Source organism: Hydrogenophaga sp. A37 (assembly GCF_002001205.1).
GTDB lineage: Bacteria > Pseudomonadota > Gammaproteobacteria > Burkholderiales > Burkholderiaceae_C > Hydrogenophaga.
In genome coordinates this window covers 1-22,131 of the sequence record NZ_MUNZ01000079.1, presented here as the reverse complement: position 1 = coordinate 22,131, position 22,131 = coordinate 1, and the positions used below count along the sequence as shown (strand labels likewise).

The 22,131-nt window shown below is 65.1% G+C and carries 16 protein-coding genes; 7 read left to right on the top strand and 9 right to left on the bottom strand.

Going from position 1 to position 22,131, the window contains the following annotated elements; translation table 11 throughout:
- Positions 1-6: 6 nt before the first annotated feature.
- The 4 genes from B0E41_RS06765 to xseB all read right to left on the bottom strand — a co-directional run bounded on the left by B0E41_RS06765 (position 7) and on the right by xseB (position 4,432).
- Positions 7-1,086, bottom strand: a complete 1,080-nt coding sequence (locus B0E41_RS06765; protein ID WP_077330240.1) for a TRAP transporter substrate-binding protein — start codon at positions 1,084-1,086, stop codon at positions 7-9.
- Between the two features lie 270 nt (positions 1,087-1,356).
- Positions 1,357-3,264 (bottom strand): 1-deoxy-D-xylulose-5-phosphate synthase, encoded by a 1,908-nt coding sequence (gene dxs / locus B0E41_RS06760; protein ID WP_253194657.1) that lies wholly within the window; start codon positions 3,262-3,264, stop codon positions 1,357-1,359.
- A 17-nt stretch (positions 3,265-3,281) separates the two neighbouring features.
- The gene (locus tag B0E41_RS06755) at positions 3,282-4,166 is read right to left on the bottom strand and encodes a polyprenyl synthetase family protein (protein WP_077330238.1); all 885 of its coding nucleotides are present in this window, start codon (positions 4,164-4,166) and stop codon (positions 3,282-3,284) included.
- Positions 4,163-4,432: an exodeoxyribonuclease VII small subunit gene (gene xseB, locus B0E41_RS06750; protein WP_077330236.1), complete on the bottom strand. Its 270-nt coding sequence runs from the start codon at positions 4,430-4,432 to the stop codon at positions 4,163-4,165. The genes B0E41_RS06755 and xseB overlap by 4 nt, the downstream gene beginning before the upstream one ends.
- A gap of 276 nt (positions 4,433-4,708) precedes the next feature.
- On the opposite strand from xseB, the gene B0E41_RS06745 reads away from it, so the two are divergent.
- The 5 genes from B0E41_RS06745 (at position 4,709) to B0E41_RS06725 (ending at position 13,171) form a co-directional block, all read left to right on the top strand.
- On the top strand, positions 4,709-5,917 hold the full coding sequence (locus B0E41_RS06745) for an aromatic ring-hydroxylating dioxygenase subunit alpha (RefSeq protein WP_077330234.1): 1,209 nt from the start codon (positions 4,709-4,711) through the stop codon (positions 5,915-5,917).
- A gap of 159 nt (positions 5,918-6,076) precedes the next feature.
- Positions 6,077-6,961, top strand: a complete 885-nt coding sequence (locus tag B0E41_RS06740) for a DMT family transporter (RefSeq protein ID WP_077330232.1) — start codon at positions 6,077-6,079, stop codon at positions 6,959-6,961.
- Between the two features lie 85 nt (positions 6,962-7,046).
- A complete protein-coding gene (locus B0E41_RS06735; protein WP_077330230.1) occupies positions 7,047-7,919 on the top strand; it encodes a sulfurtransferase in 873 nt (290 codons plus the stop codon).
- Positions 7,920-8,055: 136 nt separating this feature from the next.
- A complete protein-coding gene (locus tag B0E41_RS06730) occupies positions 8,056-10,590 on the top strand; it encodes a PAS domain S-box protein (protein WP_077330228.1) in 2,535 nt (844 codons plus the stop codon).
- A gap of 10 nt (positions 10,591-10,600) precedes the next feature.
- Positions 10,601-13,171, top strand: coding sequence for a PAS domain S-box protein (locus tag B0E41_RS06725; protein WP_077330226.1), 2,571 nt, complete (start codon positions 10,601-10,603; stop codon positions 13,169-13,171).
- Positions 13,172-13,264: 93 nt separating this feature from the next.
- Here B0E41_RS06725 and B0E41_RS06720 read toward each other — a convergent pair whose 3' ends face one another.
- Positions 13,265-14,104: a ZIP family metal transporter gene (locus B0E41_RS06720; RefSeq protein ID WP_077330224.1), complete on the bottom strand. Its 840-nt coding sequence runs from the start codon at positions 14,102-14,104 to the stop codon at positions 13,265-13,267.
- 111 nt (positions 14,105-14,215) lie between these two features.
- Positions 14,216-15,115 (bottom strand): dienelactone hydrolase family protein, encoded by a 900-nt coding sequence (locus tag B0E41_RS06715; RefSeq protein ID WP_077330222.1) that lies wholly within the window; start codon positions 15,113-15,115, stop codon positions 14,216-14,218.
- Here B0E41_RS06715 and B0E41_RS27060 point away from each other — a divergent pair.
- Positions 15,108-15,278: a hypothetical protein gene (locus tag B0E41_RS27060; protein WP_171984690.1), complete on the top strand. Its 171-nt coding sequence runs from the start codon at positions 15,108-15,110 to the stop codon at positions 15,276-15,278. The genes B0E41_RS06715 and B0E41_RS27060 overlap by 8 nt on opposite strands.
- A gap of 22 nt (positions 15,279-15,300) precedes the next feature.
- Positions 15,301-15,444: a hypothetical protein gene (locus B0E41_RS27055; RefSeq protein WP_171984691.1), complete on the top strand. Its 144-nt coding sequence runs from the start codon at positions 15,301-15,303 to the stop codon at positions 15,442-15,444.
- A gap of 225 nt (positions 15,445-15,669) precedes the next feature.
- Here B0E41_RS27055 and B0E41_RS27495 read toward each other — a convergent pair whose 3' ends face one another.
- The 3 genes from B0E41_RS27495 to polA form a co-directional block, all read right to left on the bottom strand.
- Positions 15,670-15,969, bottom strand: coding sequence for a discoidin domain-containing protein (locus B0E41_RS27495; RefSeq protein ID WP_253194666.1), 300 nt, complete (start codon positions 15,967-15,969; stop codon positions 15,670-15,672).
- Positions 15,970-16,087: 118 nt separating this feature from the next.
- A complete protein-coding gene (locus B0E41_RS06710) occupies positions 16,088-18,784 on the bottom strand; it encodes an alginate lyase family protein (protein ID WP_253194655.1) in 2,697 nt (898 codons plus the stop codon).
- A 347-nt stretch (positions 18,785-19,131) separates the two neighbouring features.
- Positions 19,132-21,966 carry a DNA polymerase I gene (gene polA, locus B0E41_RS06705; RefSeq protein WP_077330220.1) on the bottom strand — a complete coding sequence of 945 codons (2,835 nt, stop codon included), beginning with the start codon at positions 21,964-21,966 and terminating at the stop codon, positions 19,132-19,134.
- Positions 21,967-22,131: the final 165 nt, after the last annotated feature.

The following is a 22,131-nucleotide window of genomic DNA, read 5'->3' as shown; positions in this document are numbered from 1 at the left end:
AGCGAATTACAGCTTGGCCGACTGCATGTAGCGGTCGAACTGCGCTTCAGTGAAGCGGAACCAGAGGTTCTGGTCTTTGCGGAAGGCCGAGTAGTCGTCGTAGACCTTTTTCCACTTCGGATTTTTGGCGCTCAGATCGGCGTAGAGGGCCATGGATTGCTTGAAAGCCTCGTCCATCACCACCTTGGGGAACGGCAGCACCTTCACGCCAGACGCCACCAGCTGCTTGAGCGCCGTTGGGTTGCGGCCGTCGTACTTGGCCTGCATGTCCACGTGAGCATAGGAAGCGGCCGCTTCAACGATGGCCTGGTATTCCTTGGGCAAGGCGTTGAAGGCCTTGTTGTTGACGTACAGCGTGAGCTGAGGGCCGCCTTCCCACCAGCCAGGGTAGTAGTAGTTCTTGGCGACTTTGTTGAAACCCAGTTTCTGATCGTCGTACGGACCCACCCACTCGGTCGCGTCGATGGTGCCTTTTTCCAGCGCCTGGTAGATCTCGCCACCGGGGATGTTCTGCGGCACACCACCCATGGCGGTGAACACCTTGCCAGCGAAGCCGCCGATGCGCATCTTCATGCCCTTGATGTCGGCAAGACTCTTGATTTCCTTGCGGTACCAGCCGCCCATCTGAGCACCGGTGTTGCCCATGGGGAAGTTGACGATGTTGTAGGCGCTGTAAAACTCGCGCATCAGCTTCAAGCCGTTGCCTTCGAACATCCAGGCCGTCATCTGGCGGCTGTTGAGGCCGAAAGGAATGGCGCAATCCAGGGCGAAGGTGTCGTCCTTGCCGAAGAAGTAGTAAGGCGCGGTGTGAGCACACTCCACGGTGCCTTCCTGCACGCCGTCGACCACGCCGAAAGCGGGCATGAGCTCACCACCGGCATGCACAGAAACGGTGAATTTACCGCCGGTCATCTCGTTGACCTTCTGGGCAAACGCCTCAGCACCACCGTAAATGGTGTCCAGCGCCTTGGGGAAGCTGGAGGCCAGACGCCAGCGAATGGCGGCCTGCGCGTGAACAGCGGGTGCAGCTCCTGCGGCCAGCACGCCGGCAATGCCTGCGTGCTTGATAAGGGAACGACGATCCATATTGAATGACTCCGTGGTTGGTGTTTCACTCCCGCCCGTCAAGGGTCGGGGACTTGCATCAGTCCGCGCCATTGTAGGAAGGCGACACCCCCCACTGCTGGGGGTTTTCCCTCGAAAAACCCCCATTCGACCCCGGTCGTTCAGGCTTCTGCAAGCTTGGGAGCACCTCGCTGGAGATCGATCAAATTGGCTTCAATGATCGCGTGAAAATACCTCACGCCCCGACGAGCCGAACGGGCCAACACCGTCTCTGCCAGGCCCCGACAGATCTCAGGCAGCGGCCTTGAGCCCAGCCCCCAGGACATCGGCGAATCGCGCACGGATGGAACGCTCCATGCCGGCCGCGTCCAGGCCCTCTGCCGCCATCAGACGAACCGGGTCGCCGTGTTCGGTGAATACGTCTGACAGGCCCAGTTGAAGCACGGGCATGTTGATCCCCTCGGCCTGCAGGGCCTCCAGCACGGCGCTGCCGGCTCCGCCCATCACACAACCCTCTTCCACCGTCACCAGCGCCTGGTGGGTGTGGGCCATCTCGCGCAACAGATCCAGATCGAGCGGCTTGGCCCAGCGCATGTTGGCCACGCTGGCGTCGAGTTGTTCGGCCACGGACAGCGCGGGATGCAGCAGTGTGCCGAACGCCAGGATCGCCACACCGCGCCCACGGCGGCGAACCTCGCCTTTTCCGTAGGGAAGCCCGTCAAGGCTCGCCGGCACAGTGGCACCCACGCCCGAACCACGCGGATAACGCACGGCCACAGGATGGTTCTGCGCATGGGCCGTGGACAGCAGCTGGCGTGTCTCGGCCTCATCGGACGGGCAGGCGATCGCCATGTTGGGGATGCAGCGCAGGTAGGCGATGTCGTAGGCACCTGCGTGGGTGGCACCGTCGGCGCCCACCAGCCCGGCGCGGTCGAGCGCAAACACCATCGGCAGGTTTTGCAAGGCCACGTCGTGGATCAGCTGGTCGTAGGCCCGTTGCAGGAAGGTGGAGTAGATCGCCACCACCGGCTTCATGCCCTCGCAGGCCAGGCCAGCAGCGAACGTGACGGCGTGTTGCTCGGCAATGCCCACATCGAAATAGCGCCCGGGAAACCGCTGGTGAAACTCCACCATGCCCGAGCCCTCCCGCATGGCGGGCGTGATGCCCACCAGCAGCGGATCGGCGGCGGCCATGTCACACAACCACTGGCCGAAGACTTGCGTGAAGGTCGGCTTGGGCGCGGTGGCCGGCTTGACCAACCCCACCGCCGGATCGAACTTGCCCGGGCCGTGGTAGGCCACCGGGTCGGCCTCGGCCAGCTTGTAGCCCTGCCCCTTCTTGGTCACCACGTGCAGGAACTGCGGCCCGCTGTTGTGGTCCAGCAGGTGGCGGATGTTTTCCAGCGTCGGGATCAACGAATCCAGATCGTGGCCATCAATGGGGCCCACGTAATTGAAGCCGAACTTCTCGAACAACGTGGCTGGCACCACCATGCCCTTGGCGTGTTCTTCCAGGCGCTTGGCCAGCTCGAACAGCGGCGGCGCGCCCTTGAGCACCGACTTGCCCACGTTTTTGGCGGCGGCGTAGAACTGACCGCTCATGAGCTGGGCCAGGTAGCGGTTGAGCGCGCCCACCGGCGGCGAGATCGACATGTCGTTGTCGTTGAGCACCACAAGCAGCCGCCCCTCGGCCACGCCCGCGTTGTTCAGCGCCTCGAACGCCATGCCGGCGGTCATGGCGCCATCGCCGATGATGGCCACCGAATGGCGGCTCTCGCCCTTTATCTTGGCCGCCATGGCCATGCCCAGCGCCGCCGAGATGCTGGTGGACGAGTGGGCGGTGCCGAAAGTGTCGTACTCGCTTTCGTCGCGGCGCGGGAAGCCGCTGATGCCGCCGAGCTGGCGCAAGGTGTCCATGCGGTCGCGGCGACCGGTCAGGATCTTGTGTGGGTAGGTCTGGTGGCCCACGTCCCAGACCAGGCGGTCTTCGGGCGTGTTGAACACATAGTGCAGCGCCACCGTCAGCTCCACGGTCCCGAGATTGGAACTCAGGTGGCCACCGGTGCGCGAGACGCTCTGGAGCACGTGGTCGCGCAACTCGTCGGCCAAGGGACGCAGTTGCGTGCGGGAGAGCCGGCGAAGATCGGCCGGCGAATCGATGGAGGCCAACAGGTTGCTCATGGCGATCGGGGTGGTCATTGCGGCAAGTTACGGGTTCAGCTGGCGCGGCGGCCAACCCAGTCGGCCAGGGCGTGAAGGGTGTCGGTGTGTGCCAGGCCACTGCGGTGCAGCGCAGCATGTGCCTGGTCGAGCAACTCGTCGGCGTAGGCTTGCGCCTTCTGCAGCCCCATCAGGGACACGAACGTGGGCTTGTCGTTGGCGGCATCCTTGCCCGCCGTCTTGCCCAGGGTGGTGGAGTCGGTGGTGACGTCGAGGATGTCGTCCACCACCTGGAATGCCAGCCCGAGGCAGGCGCCGTAAGCCGACAGCTCACGGCTCACGTCGGCATGCACATGGGCGGTGGCCACGCCCATCATCACGCTGGCCTGCAACAGGGCCCCGGTCTTGAGCCGGTGCATGGCCTCCAGCGCAGCCTGGTCAAGCGAGAGGCCCACACTGGCCAGATCCACCGCCTGGCCACCGGCCATGCCGGTCGCGCCGGCCGCCAGGGCCAGTTGGCGACACAACGAAGCCGACAAGGCGGGCTGCATCGAACCATCGTCAGGCACCAGCAACTCAAAGGCCAGCGCCTGGAGCGCGTCGCCAGCCAACAAGGCCTGCGCCTCGCCAAACTGCACGTGCACCGTGGGTTTGCCACGGCGCAACACGTCGTTGTCCATGCAGGGCATGTCGTCGTGCACCAACGAGTAGGCGTGGATGAGCTCGACCGCGCAGGCCGCGCGCAGGGCGGCAGCGCGGTCGCCCTGCACCGCCTCGCCAGCGGCCAGCACCAGCAACGGTCGGAGACGCTTGCCACCATCGAGCACGGCGTAGCGCATGGCCAGCCCCAGGCCAGCGGGGGCATCGGCGGCGACCCACGACGATAGCGCCTGCTCCACACGGTCTTGCTGGGCGGCGCGCCAACCCACAAACCCGCTCATGCGGCGTCCCAGGGTTTGGCTTCGCCGTTTTCGAGCACCTTGATCTGGTTTTCCACCGCATCCAGCCGGGCACGGCAAAAAGCAAGCAACTCGGCGCCCCGCTGGTAGCGGGTCAGCAGCTGGTCCAGGGGCAGTTGCCCGGCATCGAGCTGCGCCACCAATTGCTCCAGCTCCTCCAGAGCGGCCTCGTAGCTGGCGGCCGCTTCGGTCGTCGCGGCCGTCCGGCTGGCAGCGCGAGGGGGTTTGGCAGTGGGTGTGGTGGTCATGCAAAAGGTCGAAAGGGGCCACGGGGGCGGCCCGTCAAACGGCCGCGACACAGCCGCAGCGACGGCAGATTTTATCCCCCGCGTTCCGGCCCCGTCGCAGAGGAGGCATTCGTCACACCCCCGGGGTACAATCCGCGCTCTTTTTTTCATCACTCAACTGACGGGCCGCCAACGCCCGGAGGGACGCAGCACTTCCACCCTTCCCGCGCCGATCGTTCACTCGCTACGCGCTTCACCCTGCCCCTTCATAGGGGGAGTCTTTAGGTCAAGACCTTCATGTCTGATTTGAGTCTTCAACTCCAGCAGGCCGAAAGCCAACTTCCGGTTTCCAGCTATTTCGACGAGGCGCTGTTCCAGCAGGAACTGGCAACGATCTTCCAGCGAGGGCCCCGCTACGTGGGGCACGCCAACGCCGTGCCCGAACCCGGCGACTACTACGCACTCCCCCACGAAGGCGAAGGCCGGGTCCTGGTGCGCACCGCCAACGGCGTGGAACTGGTTTCCAACGTCTGCCGTCACCGCCAGGCCGTCATGCTCAAAGGCCGGGGCAACCTGGGCCAGACCCAGAGTGGGCATTCGGGCGGCCACATCGTCTGCCCGCTGCACCGTTGGACCTACAGCGGCGGCCAGAACACCGGCAATCCCATCGGCTCCCTGCTCGGCGCTCCGCATTTCGCTCAAGACCCTTGCCTGGATCTGAAACGCTACCCGCTGCGCGAATGGAACGGCCTGCTGTTCGAGGACAACGGCCGCGACATCGAGGCCGACCTCGCCGGCATGGGCCCGCGCGCGGCACTCAACTTCGACGGCATGGTGCTCGACCACGTGGAGCTGCACACCTGCAACTACAACTGGAAGACCTTCATCGAGGTCTATCTGGAGGACTACCACGTGGTCCCGTTCCACCCGGGTCTGGGCGGCTTCGTCACCTGCGACGACCTGCGCTGGGAATTCAAGCCTGAGTACTCGGTACAGACCGTGGGCGCACAGAACCTGCTGGGCAAGGCCGGCAGCCCGGTCTACCAGCGCTGGCACCAGCAGCTGATGCAGTACCGCAACGGCGCGGCGCCCGACCACGGCGCGATCTGGCTCACCTACTACCCGCACATCATGGTGGAGTGGTACCCGCACGTGCTCACCGTCTCGACGCTGCACCCGATCAGCGTCCACCAGACCCTGAACCGGGTGGAGTTCTTCTACCCCGAGGACATCGCCGCCTTCGAGCGCGGGTTCGTCGAAGCCCAGCGCGCGGCCTACATGGAGACCTGCATCGAGGACGACGAGATCGGCGAGCGCATGGACGCTGGGCGCAAAGCCCTGCTGGCGCGCGGCGACAACGAGGTCGGCCCGTACCAAAGCCCGATGGAAGACGGCATGCAGCACTTTCACGAGTGGTACAGGCGGATGCTCCCCCCCGCGCCGCCTGCAGCGTCACCCCCCCAGGGGGGCGTCACTGGCTGCCCGGCAAAGCCGGTTCCGCGGTGACTCTCGCACCAGACACCTCTCACGTGTCGTTCCATCTGAAACTGCAGCACGTCCAGCGCGGCGTGCCTTCGTCCAAGGCCACTGCGGAACCGGCTTTGCCGGGCAGCCAGTGGCGCCCCCTGGGGGGTGACGCCGCAGGCGGTGCAGGGGACTTCTGATATGGCGTGGATGCTGCTCGCCTCGCTGTTCTTCGCGACCATGGGGGTCTGCATCAAGTTGGCCTCGGTGCATTTCAACAGCTTCGAGATCGTCGCCTACCGGGGCATGGTGGGCGTGATCTTCCTGTATGGCTTCACCCGCGCGCGCGGCATCTCGCTGCGCACCACGGTACCGATGATGCACCTCTGGCGCAGCCTGGTCGGCACCATTTCGCTGACCGCCTGGTTCTATGCCATCGCCGTGCTGCCCCTGGCCACGGCCATGACGCTCAATTACATGAGCAGCGTCTGGATCGCCACCTTCCTGCTCGGCGGCGCGCTGCTGACGCAGGGCCGCGATGCCCCGCTGCGGCAGCAGGGCCCGCTGTTCATGGCCGTGCTGGCGGGCTTTGCCGGTGTCGCCATGATGCTCCGGCCGAGTCTGAACCCGGACCAGGTGCTGGGCGCGCTGGTGGGGCTGCTGTCGGGCATCTTCGCGGCCTTTGCCTACCTGCAGGTGACGGCGCTCAGCCGCGCGGGCGAGCCCGAGAGCCGCACGGTGTTTTATTTCTCCATCGGCGCGGTGCTGGCGGGTTTGTTGGGCATGGTGTTTGTCGGCGCCACGCCCTGGACCTGGCCGGCCGCGCTGTGGCTGCTGCCCATCGGGCTGCTGGCGCTGGGCGGCCAGCTGTGCATGACACGCGCCTATTCGCGCGGCGCGACCCTGGTGGTGGCCAACCTGCAGTACTCGGGCATCGTGTTCGCCGGCATCTACAGCCTGGTGATTTTCGGCGACCAGTTGCCGTTGATGGGCTGGCTGGGCATGGCGCTGATCATCGCGAGCGGCATCACCGCCACGGTGTTGCGCGCCCGCGCGATTCCCAACTCGCCGGCCGAAGAGCATTGAATCTGTGCCTGCCTTCACACCGTCGGCCTGCGAGTAGTCCTTTGGTGTGATCGCCACCACGGCCGGACAGACTGAGAATGGCGATATGTACAGCACCCTCATCTCCGCCACCGCCCTCCAACAGTTGATGACCAGCGGCCAGCCCTTGCTGGTGCTGGACTGCAGCTTCGACCTCACGAACCCAGGCGCCGGCCGGCAACAGTTCGAGGCTCAGCACATTCCGGGCGCCGTGTACGTTCACCTCGACGAACACCTGAGCGACAAAACCGGCGCCGACCGTGCCAGCGGAGGCCGCCACCCCCTGCCCTCGCGCGAGACCTTCGCGGCCCGGCTCCAGGCGCTGGGCCTGTCCAATGGCCAGCAGGCCGTGGTCATGGAGCGGCAAGGCGCCAACCACTGCGGCCGACTGTGGTGGATGCTCAAGTGGTGTGGGCACGAAGCGGTGGCGGTGCTCGACGGCGGTCTGGCCGCGTGGCAGGCCGCCGGTGGGACGCTGGCCAGCGGACCCTCGTCTGCGGTGGCCTCGTCGAGCTTCGAGTTGAAGCCCTCCCTGGTGACCATGTTCGGCGCAAAGGACATCGTCCGGCGGCTGGGGCATCCCGACTTGACCGTGATCGACGCCCGCGCGGCGGCACGGTTTCGAGGCGAGGTGGAGCCGCTGGACCCCGTGGCGGGCCACATCCCCGGAGCGCTCAACCGCCCTTTTGCTGACAACATGGCGCCCGACGGCCGCTTCAAGCCCGCCGCCGAGCTCCGCGCCGACTTCGAGCGTGTGCTGGCGGGCCGCGATCCGGCCACGGTGGTGCACCAGTGCGGCAGCGGCGTGAGCGCCATTCCCAACCTACTGGCCATGGAAATCGCCGGCCTCGGCCGGACCGCGCTGTTCCCTGGCAGCTGGAGCGAGTGGTGCAACACGCCGGGGTTGCCCTGCGCGAAGGATCAAGTTCCGGCCGCATGAGTCGACATTGAAGAACCTCCGCAATGGTTTTCTTCATCCCACCTGCACCCCTTGGCAAGGCTGACACACCGCTCACCCCGTGACCACACCCTCGCCGCCCCTCGCTGCAGACACTGAAGCAGTCACCATCAAGGCGATGCATCAATCGATCGCCTTGCTCATCGGCGTGTCCGCCACCGTGCTCACACCATTGATGTACCTGAGCAGCAGAAGCGTGTGGGAAACCGGCGTCACAGCGCTGATCGCTTCGGTGGGCTGGATCAGCCTGTGGATGATGCGCAGCGGCCGCATGTCCATCACCCACACGGCCTATTTCATGGTGTTCGGCGTGATGACAGCCGCTGGCCTGGAGATGATGATCTTCGGCTCGGTGCGCGCCGGGGGAGGCTTTGTGGTCGTGGCCTCGGTGGTCGGCGCGGGCGTCTTCCTGGGGAAAAAGGCGCTCATCGGGTCGGTGGTGTACGGCATCGCCATGTTGGGCTCAATCACCCTGGCCGAGCGGCACGGTCTGCTGGTCAAACCCAACTACAACACGGGCTCCACGGTGTGGCTCACCCACTCCACCGTGCTGGTGGTGGTGGCCATGCTCGTTTTCTACAGTCGCTCCCGCGCGCAAAAAGCCTACCAACAGATGGCCGACGAACTGGCGCTGCGCAAACGCACCGAGCAGGAACGTGACCGCAGCATGGAGCGTTTTGGCCGCATCTTCCACGCCAACCCCAGCCCCATGGTTGCCCTGTCGGGCCGCAATGGTTTGATTCTGGACGTCAACCCCGCCTTTGAACGCTGTTATGGCTACACCAGTGACCAGGCCCTGGGTCGCGATGACACCTTTCTCTGGGGTGAGCCCGCACAACGCGAGGTGTTTCTCCAGCAACTGATCAACCACCGTCAGGTGCTTCAGTTCCAGTGCAAGGGCCTGCGTTCGGACGGTAGCCGGTTCGACGCCATGGTGTCCAGCGAAATGGGCAACGACCCACAAGACAAGCTGATCATCACCACCATCGCCGACGTGAGCGCCCAGACCGCGTCGATGGAACTGTTGAGACGTTCCGAAGAGCGCTTTGCCAAAGCCTTCAACCTCAGTCCGCTGAAGATGACCATCACCCGGCTGAGCGATGGCAGCTTCGTCGAGGTGAATCAGGCGCGAGATCCCGAGCTGGGTCTGAACAGAAATGAGCTCCTGGGAAAAACCACACTGGAAACTGGTGGATGGCTGAGCCAGGCAGAGCGCCAGACCTTCATCGAGCGCATTCAACGGGATGGCCATGTCAGTGCCTACGAAACCCAGATGCGACACACCGATGGACAGCTGATCGACGCCAAGATATGGGCAGAGCGGATTGAACTGGATGGTGAAGACTGCGTCCTGTCCTGCTTCGTCAACACCACGGAAGAGAAGCGCCGGGAAGCCCAGTTGATGGCGCTCACCCGCGGCATGGCAGGCCCCAGCGGCGACGCGCTGTTTCAGGTGCTCACGATGCACATGGCGCAGGCCATTGGTGCCGACATGGTCACCGTGTGCGAACTGCGCGAGAACCGTCAAGTGCGCACCCTGGCGGTCTGGAAAGACGGCACCGCCAGCCACAATTTCACCTTCGGTCTGGACGGTGCTCCATGTGGCGTGGCACTGGATCAGTCGCAGCTCTGCGTGTTCGAGAGCCAGCTCACACAAAGCTTTCCGCAAGACCAGCTACTGGTCGCCGAAGGTTTGCAGGCTTATGTGGGCCAGTCGCTGCGAGACGAAGACGGTACGCCCGTGGGCCTGCTCAACGCGTTCTGGCGACAGCCGATTGAGCTGCCCAACGACACCCGCGCGTTGATCGCCATCTTTGCCAGCCGGGCCAACGCCGAGCTGATCCGGCTGCGGCGCGACCGCGAAATCCAGCGCCTCAACTCATCGCTGGAGCAAAGGGTTCGCGAACGAACCGCCGAGCTGCAAAAGCTCAATGCCGAACTGGACTCCTTCGCCTACTCGGTGTCGCACGACCTGAAGTCACCCTTGCGCGCCATCGACGGATTCACCCGATTGCTGGGCGAAGAAGTGGCCGACCGCCTGCGCCCCGATGAACGCGCCCTGCTCGACCGCGTGCTCGGCGCCACGCAACGCATGAGCCTGCTGATTGCCGACCTGCTCGCACTGGCGCGCGTCAGCCAGGGCACGCTGTCTCGCGTCGAGACCGACCTGAGCGCCCTGGCCGAACAGGTGATGTTGACCGAGCAGACGAGACAGCCCGAACGGCGTCTGCGCTGGCACATCACGCCAGGCATGGTCTGCCACTGCGACGCGCGCCTGGCCTTCATCGCGCTGGAGAATCTGCTCGGCAACGCGGTGAAATACACCCGCGATCAAGCCGATCCGCTGATCGAGTTCCGGCAGCTGTCCGGCGACAGCCATGCACCCGGCACCTTCTTTGTCCGGGACAACGGCGTGGGCTTCAACATGCAGTACGCCGACAAGCTTTTCAAACCCTTCCAGCGCCTGCACCTGCCCCGCCAGTTCGAAGGCACCGGCATCGGTCTGGCCACGGTGCGTCGCATTGTCGAGCGGCATGGCGGCAGCATCAGCGGCGAATCCGCCCCTGGCCAAGGCGCGGTGTTCCACTTCACGCTGACGGCGGGATCCGGGCCGGTGAGCGCGCCCTTGCCTCCCCCTGCGGCGACCGTGTAGCCACCGCCCCATGGACAACTCCATCCTCACCGACGACCCACTGGCCCCGGGACAGACGGGCGTGATCGAACGTCACCAGCAGCAGGCCGTGCGCGCGTTGCTGCTGACCCTGTGCGTGGCCGCGCCCTCGATCGCGACCGCCGTGTTCCTGCGCGACGGCGCGACCCGGGTGGTCGTGGTGATCGCGCTGCTCTCCGTCGTGCTCTGGGCGCTGTGGCTGCCGTTTCGCCACGGCCAGATACGGCTGGTGACCTACGCGTTGATTGGCAGCATGCTGCTGGGCACCACACTGGCCACGGCGCTCGACGGCAGCGTGCGCAGCAGCGCGGTGATCGCCATGATGGCGACCGTGGTGCTGGCCGGCAGCTTCCTGCCCCGCCAGGGCATGATCGCCGTGGGTGTTTACTGCACCCTCGTGCTGGGCCTCTTCAACTGGCTGGAGCAGCGCGGCATCTTCGTGCCCGCCGGCATGCGCATGGGCTGGGCGGTCTGGCTGGTGCACACCTCGGTGATCGCCACCATTCTGGTGAGCGTGTTTTTCGGGCGCCACCGCCTCATGAAGGCCTACCACCGCCTGGCGGACAGCCTGAACCAGACCCTGGAGACCGAAGCCGATCTGCGCGCCAGCGAAGAACGTTTCAGGGCCCTTTTCCGTGGCAACCCCGCCGCCTGCCTGGTGCAGTCGCTCAACACCCGCATGGTGGTGGACGTCAATGATGCGTATGCCGACATGAGCGGCTTCAGCCGCCAGGAAATGCTCGGCAAGCCCCCGCCCACCCTCTGGGCCAAGCCCGCCGATGACAAGACCTTCCGCGCGGCACTCAAGGCCCATGGCCGTGTGCGCGGCATGCGAACCCTGGGACGGCGGCGCGATGCCAGCCTGTTCGAAGCCCTGATGTACGCCGAGGTGGTGCAGAACGGGCCCGAGCGCCTGCTCTTCGTGATGGTGATCGACATCAGCGTGGAGGAACGGGCGCGCCAAGCCCTGCAGAAATCGGAGGAGCGGTTCTCCAAGGCGTTCAACTTCAGCCCGCTGGGCATGAGCATCACGCGGATGTCCGACGGCCGCTTCATGGAAACCAACGCCGCCAACGAGCGGGTGCTGGGCTACAGCCAAGCCGACTGCGCGGGCAAGACCTCGCTGGAGATCGGCGCCTGGCTCAGCCCGGCCGACCGCGACGACTACACCCGGCAGCTGCGTCAGGACGGCCAGCTGCTGGGCTATGAAACCCGCATGCGCAACAAACAGGGCGAGGAGGTGGATGTCCGGATGTGGGCCGAATCCATCGAGCTCGATGGCGAGGCCTGCGCGCTGACCTTCACGATCAACGTGGCCGAAGAAAAGCGCCAGCGGGCCTTGCTGATGAACGTGGCCCAGGGCGTCTCGTCGGCCACCGGTGAAGCCTTCTTCCTCTCGCTGGCGGAGCGCCTGGCCCGGGCCGTCGGGGCCCATGGGGTCGTGATCGGCGAACTCAGCGCCGACCACCAGCAACTCGACACCCTCGCCCTGCTGTGCGACGGCGAGCTGCGGCCCCACCGGACGCTGAGCCTTGACCAGACCACCTACGCGCGCATCCTGCCGCACCAGGACCTGCTGGTGGAAGACATCCGCACGGCCTCCCAGCGCCTGGACACCCCGCCCTTCGACCCGGACCGGGTACAGGCCCTGGCCGGCATGGTCCTGCGCGACCCAGACGGCACCGCCATCGGCCTGCTGGTCGCCACCTGGGGCCACCGGCAAGCCACCGATGCAGACACCCGCGCCCTGCTCACCATCTTTGCCAGCCGCTGCAACGCCGAGCTGGTGCGCCTTCGGCGCGACCGCGAGATCCAGAAGCTGCAGGACACCCTGGAGCAGCGCGTGGCGGCACGCACCGAACAGCTGCAGTACCTCAACCGAGAGCTCGACGCCTTCGCCTACACGGTCTCGCACGACCTGAAGTCGCCGCTGCGCTCCATCGACGGCTTCATGCACCTGCTGCAGGAACAGATGGCCGACCGCCTGACCCCGGACGACGAAGACCTGCTGCAGCGCGTGGCGGGCTCGGTGGCGCGCATGAACCGCCTCATCACCGACCTGCTGGCACTGGCGCGCGTGAGCCAGAGCACCTTGCAACGCACCTCGGTCAACCTGAGCCAACTCGCGCAGGACGTGCTGCGCCAGGAGTGCCACCGCGACCCGGCGCGCGAGGTCGAGGTGGTGATTGCGCCGGGCATGATGGCCGATTGCGACCCCCGCATGGCGCAGATCGTGCTGGAAAACCTGCTCGGCAACGCCTGGAAGTACACCCGCCAGGAGACTCACCCTCGCATCGAGCTGTCACAGATCAGCGCCCCGCCCGGCGAAGCACCGACGTTTTGTGTGCGCGACAACGGCGCCGGGTTCGAGATGGCGCATTCCGACCGCCTGTTTCAGCCGTTCACCCGGCTGCACTCGCCCCTGCAATTTGAGGGCACCGGCATCGGCTTGGCCACGGTGCGCCGCATCATCGAACGCCACGGTGGCCACATCTGCGGCGAAGGCGCGGTGGGCAAGGGAGCGAGCTTCTGGTTTTCTTTTGGTCGTCCAACAGTCGACTGAACGAAGCCCAACCAAGGGCACCGCCGGGCCGGCTTTGCCGGACGGCCAGTGCCGCCCCTTGAGGGGGTCGCGCGAAGCGCGGCAGGGGTGTTTCTAATGCGCCAGACCGCTCACCACGGTCACCAGTCCAATGCCCACCAGCAGCCAGGCGATCTGCGCGGCCGTCTCGCGCAAGCCCAACCGCCTCTGCAGTTGCGGAATCAGGTCGGCCAGTGCCACATAGACAAAACTGCTGGACGCCGCCACCAGGAAGTACGGCAGAAAGTCTTCCAGCTGCGCCACCAGAAAGTAGCCCACCAGCCCGCCCAGCGCCGTCACCGTGCCCGCGAGCGAGACCTTCACCAGGGCGGCGCGGTGCGTGCCCGAGGTCTGGCGCAGCACCACCAGGTCGCCCATGTGGTGCGGCACTTCATGGGCCAGCACCGCCAGCGCGGTGACCACACCGAGCCGCATGTCGGCCACAAAGGCCGACGCGATCAGGATGCCGTCGCCAAAGGCGTGCACGCTGTCGCCTGCGAGCACCGCCCAGCCACCCGAGCGCGGTTCAGCGTGGCCTGAGGCGTGCGCGTGCCCCGAATGCGCGGCGTGTGCATGAGCGTGTGCATGGGCATGACCGTGGTCGTGACCGTGCGCGGCGGCAGGGGCATCACCCTGGTGGTGCTCATGGCCGTGGTGCCAGAGCTCGGCCTTGTCGAGCAGAAAAAAGAACACCAGCCCCGCCAGCAACATGGCAAACAGCTCTTGCGCGCTGGCCTGGCTCTCGAAGGCCTCGGGCAGCAGGTGCATGAAGGCCGTGGCCAGCAAGGCGCCGGCCGCGAGGCTCAGCATGTGCTGGGTGAAGCGCGCCAGCATGGCAAAGCTCAGCAATGCGGCCAGCCAGACGCTGCCCACGCCGGCCGCCACGGTTCCGATCAAGATCGCCAACAGGATCATTCTTGTTCCAAGGTACTCGTCAAGGGCCCCTTGACGGGTACCCCGCGCCCGTCAAAGGGGCAGAAAAAAGGGCCGCTTTCGCGGCCCTGCGTGGCATACCGTGCGGCCCGTTCAGGCCACGCCGTGCTGCTTGAACCAGGCCGTCGCCCGCTTCCAGCCGTCTTCGGCCGCCTCCTTGCGGAAGCTCGGTCGGTAGTCGGCGTGAAAGGCGTGCGGCGCATCCGGGTACACCACAAAGCTCGAGGCCTTGGCCGCCGCATTGCCGCCAGCCAAAACGCCCTTCATCTTATCAATCGTGTCAAGGGGGATGCCGGTGTCGGCCGCGCCATACAGGCCCAGCACCGGCCCGCTCAGCTTGGCCGCCACGTCCACCGGGTGCTTCGGGTTCAGCTCGCTGGCCTGGCCCACCAGGCGGCCGTACCAGGCCACGCCCGCCTTCACGTTGGGGTTGTGCGCGGCATAGAGCCACACCTGGCGCCCGCCCCAGCAAAAGCCGGTCACGCCCAGCTTGCTGGTGTCGCCGCCGTTGGCCGCGGCCCATTTCACCGTGGCGTCCAGATCGGCCATCACCTGCGCGTCGGGCACCTTGGAAATCACCTCGGACATCAGCTTGGCCATCTCGCCATAGCTCTGCGCGTCGCCCTGACGCACGAACAGCTCGGGCGCGATAGCCAGGTAGCCCGCTTTCGCGAAGCGACGCGCCGTGTCGGCGATGTACTCGTGCACACCAAAAATCTCCGAGAGCACCAACACCACCGGCAGCCCGGTCTTGCCCGCGGGCGCCGCGCGGTAGGCCGGCATCTTGAAACCGTTCACATCGATCATCACTTCGCCCGCCGTCAGCCCATCGGCCGGCGTCTTGATGGCCGTCTGCGCCATGATGGGCATCGCCGCAGCGGCGTAACCCACACCCAGCGCGGCCTTGAGGGCCGTGCGGCGCGAGGGCTGGTTGTTCACATCACTGGCGTCCAGCAAGGCCTGGCTGTCGGTGATCAGATCGGTATTGAACAAGGAAATCTCCTGGTTGAAGTGGGACAAAGAAGCCGTCGAAGTTGCGAATGGCGGCATGGTCGGCATCACGGTTCGGGCATTTTTGATTCGCCAACGCCCGCAGAATTTCAGGTTGGCGACCCACGCCGCACCGCGGCTCCAATGGCCGCGCAACCAGCCATGAGACCAGCCAACAGGGAGGCGTCATGAACCAGGCCGAGCCCATTCTGCAGTTTCTCGGATGCCTGGGCGGCGTGTGGGGGCTGAGCCTGCTGACCGTCTGCGACGCGGCCAACCCCCCGCCCAAACCGCACCGCCTGCTCGACGCGGCGCGAAGAGAGTGCGCGTGACCTCGCAGTCGGGCGACGTGCATGTGGTGGGGCGGCCCCAGGGAAGATCGAATCAAACCGCACCAGCCTGCCGCACCGAACCCGAAGGTGGTGCTGTCGGCGAAAACAGGGTCCGGACACCTCCGACGCACTCGATCCAAGGTCACGCAACGTCAGGTCGGATGTCTGGGCAACCACGGCACGCCCAGTTGCTCACTGGCTCCCGACGTCAATCGAGTATCGGGTTCACTGCGGCCTGGAAACGAGCAGCTCGAATTCGCCAAGATCCGTGAAGACGGCGTCGCCGTTGTTGGCTGTGACGTTGAGTCGGTAGTAACGATAGAGGCTGGGATTCGCGATCACGTAGGTCTTCAACTCGAAGCGTCGGGCAAAGGCCTGGTTGCTTTGCGTGTCGAGCGTTGTCCAGGTGGCGCCGTCGCTGGAGCCCTGGAATTGCCAGTCCTTCGGATCGCGAGGGACCTGGCCGCTGGCGCTGCGGATGGCATAGCGCTGGACGCGCTCCGTGTGACCGAGGTCATACCGCAGCCAGCCGGTCGTGCCCTTGTAGAACCATCCCGTCCCCCGTGTTCCGGTCGAAGGCCCTCATGGCGCCGCTCGTGCTCCCGCTGTCGTTTGCGATGCCGCCGGTGGCGACGTTCACCCTCTAACGCGGTGTGGCGCTGTCCACGGGAGAACTACCGCTCGTTCCAGTGGCGTTGGTCGCCGTGACGGTGTAGTAGTAGGTGGTGCCATTGGTCACTGACGTGTCCGTGTAGCTACTGCCCTTGACGCCCGATGCGATCGTCTCGGAGGGACCACCGCTGAAGGTGGAGCGGTGAACGGTGTAGCTGGTGGCACCGAAGGACGCCTGCCAGCGCAGCGGCACGGCACCATCGCCCGGCGAGGCCAGCAGCATGGCGGGCGCTGCGGGGATGACGATCGGCGCACCACCGTCGCCGCCGGTGATCTGGACATTGCTGAAGACGCTGTTGTTTAGCTTGCTTGTGACCGACGTGGTCACCAATCCGACATAGATGGTGTCCGGAACCGGCGCGTTGATGCGGCCAACATTGGTGGCTGCCCAATTGGTGCCATCGGGAGAAATGTAGCCGGTGATGATGTTCCCGATGCGCTCGAGCTTCACCCAGTTAATGGGCCCAGAGCTCCCATTGGTTAATGCCTTGTTTGCGTAGTTCGAGCTGCCATACACCGCCAGTTTCGTCATGTTCTGTAAGGCTTGACCGTTGCTATTGATCGCCATCCAGGCGCGCGGAGCGCCTGACTCCAGGCTTGTGCGCATCATCACGCCCGCCATTGCGGACGGATGGGTGTTCTCGACCGACTCGACTTTCGCGATGATGGTGCTGTTGCCGGTGAGGGCCTTGTAGGCGAAGTGGGAGCTGTCGAGTGCGTCCCAGATACCCCAGCCTGACCCGGCCACGTTCCATTTTCCGGCGGCGTATGTGGCCGCGCCGGCTTGGCTGGGACCCCCGATGTCAGCACTGCTGAACCCCGAGGTGATCGAGGTGGCCGAAGGAATGGGCAGCGGCGGCGGGGGCGTCGCCTTCGAGGTGTCGGACTCCTTGAGGAACAAGAAGGCGGTGCCGCCCACGGACGTCCCAAGGCGCCTCTGAGCGATGAAGGGTGCCTGGATACCTTTGCGCAGGACGTAGGCGCCATAGAGCTGAGTGAGCGCCACGCTCCCGCGATTGGCGCCGTCCCAGCCGCGATTGGTGACGTCAGAGGTGTAGTAGCGATCGGTGGTGCCGAAAGGAAGGGCTGTCGTGGGGACGAACTCGTTCACCCTCGCCCAATACTCACCCGCCGCCAGCAGGCGGTTGTCAAAGTCGGAATAAATGTCGATGCCTTGGCTCCAGAGCGCCTCGGCCAGCATGGTCAGTGACGCGAGCTGCCCATGGGCGTGCCCCTGGTCGCGAAGGTAATCGCCGAGCATGCCGATGTCATTGGAATTTCGCAACCCGATATGGGCGAGCGTGCGCGTCTGATAGACAACCTTGTCCAGCAACTCAGCGTCGTCGTTGTAGATCGCCATCAGCCCCAACGCGACGAGGGACAGTGAGCCCTTATTGGCTGCGCCGAACATGCTTTCGCCATAGGGATTCGCTGCCGGAATCAGGACGTTCTTGAAGTACGTCTTGACGGTCGCCGTGTCTGCCTCCGTCCAGCCCGGGTAGGTGCTGCGCAGGATTTCCGCACCGCCCACGAACGCGGCAGCGTAGTCGCCCAGATCCAGCATGGACTCGCGACCTGAAAACTCAACGTGGGTGGTGGCCCACCTAAGCAGCAGCCACTTTGCAGTCTTCGCGTATCGCTCGTTCTGAGTGAAATACCACATCAGTGCTTGGTCCGAGATCGCGGCCATGTCGCTGCGCCAAGCATTGAGATTCTCGTCGGGGGCGCGGCTCACCTTCGCGAACGGGCCACCACGCCCTGCGTAGGTGATCCTGGCGTTGGGACGGTTGGCCAGATTATTGAACCCAGACTTCCACGGCTCCCTGCCCTGATCGACGTTCGCCTTGAGCGTCTGGAGATCCGAGAGGGTGAGCCCAACGCCTGGGTGTTTGATAACGCGGGCCTCGGGGGGGTCCTCGGGAGTGGTTTGGGTGGAAAGCACGTGGTAGCCAATGCCTTCGTAGCTGTAGACATCGCTCAGATTGGCACGGATGTAGGCCTTCTCAGCCTCGTCGGCGGTGTAGAAGTGAAACTCCTTGCTCGGCACATAGAACCGGTAGAGCGGTACCAGGCCGGTACCAGCCACTTGGCTGGCGTGGTACTCCACTCCTTCGTATCTGTAGTGCGGCAAGGTGGCGGCTACGTTGGCACGCTCGGTCTCGCTGGCGGTGTAGAAGCGCGCCCCGTTTCGGACGTTGTAAAAGCGGTGCACCGGAGAGAGACCGGGCGAGGAAGAAGCGGCCACCGAGAAGGCCGGGCCCTCCAGAGTGAACGAGGAGTTGCCCACCCACTCGTCGCGTTCGGTGGTGCTGATGGTGTAGAGGTGAGCGCCGTTGCTGGCGTTGTAAAAGCGATAGGCCAAGGTGCCCACCAACGCAGCTTTGCGAGCGATGGCGCCCGAGGTGTAGGCCACCTTGGGGGCAATGCTGCCGGGTGGCAGGCTCTCCAAGGGCACCGAAGCGTCTGCCTGGAGTGCTTGGGACTCTGCTTCGGCCAAGGACTGTGCGTTCAACTGAGCGTTGGGCACTGCCACCGCCTCAGCCTCACTCTCGCCGATGGCCTTGTTGGGATCGTTTCCGCCGCAGCCTGCCAACAGCAGAACCAACATCAAAGCGAAGCTGGACTGCACCCAGCCGTGACGATGCTCTTTCACAAAATCCATGTTCATTTCTTCTTTTTGCCTTCAGAGCCATCTCGCACCCGTTGTGGGCGCACATCCAATAAATTGTGCAATCGTTTTCAGCCTCAGCCATTCAGGAGCAACAGAACCTGAAAAAAAAACGGGCGAGTCGTGAAAAAAATGACATATGCCAGAGATCGCTGTCGGCCGGATGGACAGTTGCATCGCACGGCTTCGAGACGGCTGACATTGTCAGTTGCGGGAATGCCGCCAGGTCCTCGCCCCGGTCGACCTCATCAACATCTGCCGGATGTGGGCACTGTGCGCGAAACGGACCAACATGCGCATTGCCCCAGCAGATTGGGTCGTCGCCTACGCGGCGTTCTCAGCAACGCTCAATGCGCCTGATCCCAGTTCGCACCCACCCCCACCTCCGCCAGCAGCGGCACCTTGAGTTCGGCCACACCCGCCATCAGGCGCGGGATTTCGGTCTTGAGCCAGTCCACTTCCGCCTCGGGCACTTCGAACACCAATTCGTCGTGCACCTGCATGATCATCTTGGTGCCGCGCTGCTGCTCGTCCAGCGCCTTTTGCACCGCCACCATGCTGAGCTTGATGAGGTCGGCCGCCGTGCCTTGCATGGGCGCGTTGATGGCCTGGCGCTCCAGACCGGCCAGGCGGGCGCCCTTTTCGTTCTGGATGCCGGGCAACACGAGGCGGCGGCCAAAAACCGTTTCCACATAACCCTGGGCCTTGGCCTGGGCGCGGGTGTCGTCCATGTACTGCTTGACGCCGGAGAAGCGCGCGAAGTAACGGTCGATGTAGGTCTTGGCGGCAGCGTTCTCGATGCCCAATGACTTGGCCAGGCCGAAGGTGCCCATGCCGTAGATGAGGCCGAAATTGATGGTCTTGGCGTAGCGGCGTTGTTCGCTGCTGACCTCGGCGGGCGTGATGCCGAACACCTCAGACGCGGTGGCGCGGTGCACGTCGATGCCGTCCTGAAAGGCCTTGAGCAGGGCCGCGTCGCCGCTGATGTGGGCCATGATGCGCAGTTCGATCTGCGAGTAGTCGGCGCTGGCGATCACGCTGCCGGCGGGCGCCACAAAGGCTTCGCGCACCTTACGGCCTTCTGCCGTGCGGATGGGGATGTTCTGCAGGTTGGGGTCGTTGCTGGAGAGGCGCCCGGTCACGGCCACGGCCTGCGCGTAGTGGGTGTGCACGCGGCCGGTGCGCGGCAGCGCGAGCTGGGCCAGCTTGTCGGTGTAGGTGCCCTTGAGTTTGGAGAGGCCGCGGTGCTCCAGGATCTTGGCGGGCAGTGGGTAGTCTTCAGCCAGTTTTTCCAGCACCTCTTCGTCGGTGCTGCGCGCGCCGGTGGCGGTTTTCTTGATGACCGGCAGGCCGAGCTTGTCGAAGAAGATTTCGCCGAGCTGTTTGGGGCTGCTCAGGTTGAAGGGCTGACCGGCGATTTCATACGCCTCCTGCTCCAACGCAAAGATGCGCGTGCCCAGCTCGTGGCTTTGTTTGGCGAGCGTGGGCGCGTCGATCAAGACGCCGTTGCGTTCGATGCGGTAGAGCGCTTCACTGCTGGCGATTTCGAGCTCGTAGATGAACCTGAGCTTGGCGTCGGCTTCGAGCTGGGGCCAGAGGGCGCGGTGCACGTCGAGCGTCTGGTCAGAGTCTTCGCACGAATATTCGGCCGCCTTGGCCACGTCAACCTGAGCGAACGGGATCTGGTGCGCGCCCTTGCCGCAGAGGTCTTCGTAGCTGATGCCGCTGCGGCCGAGGTGGCGCTCGGCCAGGCTGCTCAGGCCGTGGGGTTTATGCACTTCGAGCACATAGCTTTGCAGCATGGTGTCGTGCACATAGCCCTGCACCTCGATGCCGTGGTTGGCGAAGACGTGGCGGTCGTATTTGATGTGCTGGCCGAGCTTGTGCCTCAAAGGGTTTTCGAGCCAGGGCTTGAGTTGGGCGAGCACCTCGGCCAGCGGCAGTTGCTCGGGGGCGTCGGGGCCGGCGTGCATGAGCGGGATGTAGGCGGCCTCGCCGGGGGTCACGCTGAAGCTGATGCCGACGATCTGCGCCACCATTTCGTCGAGCGAGGTGGTTTCGGTGTCCACGGCCACGAGCTCGGCGGCTTCGACCTTGGCGAGCCAGGTGTTGAAGAGCTCCCAGGTGAGGATGGTGTCGTAGCCAGGGGTGCTGGAAGGTGTGGGCGCTTCGCTGGCCTCAGCGGTTTCGGCTTCGCTGAAGAGGTCGTTGGTGGGCTCGCCCCTCACCCCGGCCCTCTCCCCGGAGGGGCGAGGGAGTGTAGAGGGTAAAGACGGGGGCTCGCCGCCGCCCAGCGCCTTGGCCAGACCCTTGAAGCCGTAGGTTTCGTAGAAGGTCTTGAGCGGTTCGGTCTGGGGCTGGCCGATGCGGATGGCCTCCAGCGAGGGCATGTCGGGCACCCAGCCATTGAGGTCGCAGTCGGTCTTGATGGTCAGCAGCTGGCGGCCGGTGGGCAGCCAGTCGAGCGCCTTGCGCAGCCGCTCGCCCACGGCGCCCTTGATCTGGTCGGCCTGCGCCATGAGGGCGTCCACCGAGCCGTATTCCTGCAGCAGTTTCACGGCGGTCTTGGGGCCCACACCCTGCACGCCGGGCACGTTGTCCACCTGGTCGCCCACCAGCATCTGGTAGTCCAGCATCAGGCGGGCGGGCACGCCAAACTCGCTCTCCACCCCGGCCAGGTCGCGCACTTTTCCGCTCATGGTGTCGATGATGGTGATGTGCTGGTTCACCAGCTGGGCCAGGTCTTTGTCGCCGCTCGAGATGATCACGTTCATGCCCTGCTGCGAAGCGGCCACGGCCAGGGTGCCGATCACGTCGTCGGCTTCCACGCCGGGCACGTCGAGCACCGGCCAGCCCATGAAGCGCACCACCTCGTGGATCGGCGCGATCTGGCTGCGCAGGTCGTCGGGCATGGGGCTGCGCTGGGCCTTGTATTCGGGGTAGATCACGTCGCGAAAGGTGCCGCCTTTGGCGTCGAACACGCAGGCGCCGTAGGCAAAAGGGTGGTCCTTGAGCAGCTTCTGCATCATGTTGATCATGATGCGGATGGCGCCGGTCTTCTGCACCGTGCCATCGGGCAAGGTGGTGCTCATGGCTTCGCCGCCAGCGAAGAAGGCGCGGTAGAGGTAGCTGGAGCCGTCAACCAGCAACAGGCTCGGGGTGGGCGTTTTTTGTTCGGACATGGCGCAATTGTGGGGGAATCCAAATGCCAGGCGGCGCCCTGCGCCGGTGGCCCGTGCCTACAATGGGCGAATGCGACCACAGACCCCCTTCCCGCTCCGCCCGCTGCTGCTGGCCCTTGCTCTGGGCGCCGCCCTGCCCGCCCTGGCACAGACCGCCCCCACAGC

Excerpts from the sequence above, each read along its gene's own strand:
- B0E41_RS06765 (WP_077330240.1), bottom strand. The coding sequence starts at position 1,086 with ATGGATCGTCGTTCCCTTATCAAGCACGCAGGCATTGCCGGCGTGCTG.
- dxs (WP_253194657.1), bottom strand. The coding sequence starts at position 3,264 with ATGACCACCCCGATCGCCATGAGCAACCTGTTGGCCTCCATCGATTCG.
- B0E41_RS06755 (WP_077330238.1), bottom strand. The coding sequence starts at position 4,166 with ATGAGCGGGTTTGTGGGTTGGCGCGCCGCCCAGCAAGACCGTGTGGAG.
- xseB (WP_077330236.1), bottom strand. The coding sequence starts at position 4,432 with ATGACCACCACACCCACTGCCAAACCCCCTCGCGCTGCCAGCCGGACG.
- B0E41_RS06745 (WP_077330234.1), top strand. The coding sequence starts at position 4,709 with ATGTCTGATTTGAGTCTTCAACTCCAGCAGGCCGAAAGCCAACTTCCG.
- B0E41_RS06740 (WP_077330232.1), top strand. The coding sequence starts at position 6,077 with ATGGCGTGGATGCTGCTCGCCTCGCTGTTCTTCGCGACCATGGGGGTC.
- B0E41_RS06735 (WP_077330230.1), top strand. The coding sequence starts at position 7,047 with ATGTACAGCACCCTCATCTCCGCCACCGCCCTCCAACAGTTGATGACC.
- B0E41_RS06730 (WP_077330228.1), top strand. The coding sequence starts at position 8,056 with ATGCATCAATCGATCGCCTTGCTCATCGGCGTGTCCGCCACCGTGCTC.
- B0E41_RS06725 (WP_077330226.1), top strand. The coding sequence starts at position 10,601 with ATGGACAACTCCATCCTCACCGACGACCCACTGGCCCCGGGACAGACG.
- B0E41_RS06720 (WP_077330224.1), bottom strand. The coding sequence starts at position 14,104 with ATGATCCTGTTGGCGATCTTGATCGGAACCGTGGCGGCCGGCGTGGGC.
- B0E41_RS27055 (WP_171984691.1), top strand. The coding sequence starts at position 15,301 with ATGAACCAGGCCGAGCCCATTCTGCAGTTTCTCGGATGCCTGGGCGGC.
- B0E41_RS06710 (WP_253194655.1), bottom strand. The coding sequence starts at position 18,784 with ATGAACATGGATTTTGTGAAAGAGCATCGTCACGGCTGGGTGCAGTCC.
- polA (WP_077330220.1), bottom strand. The coding sequence starts at position 21,966 with ATGTCCGAACAAAAAACGCCCACCCCGAGCCTGTTGCTGGTTGACGGC.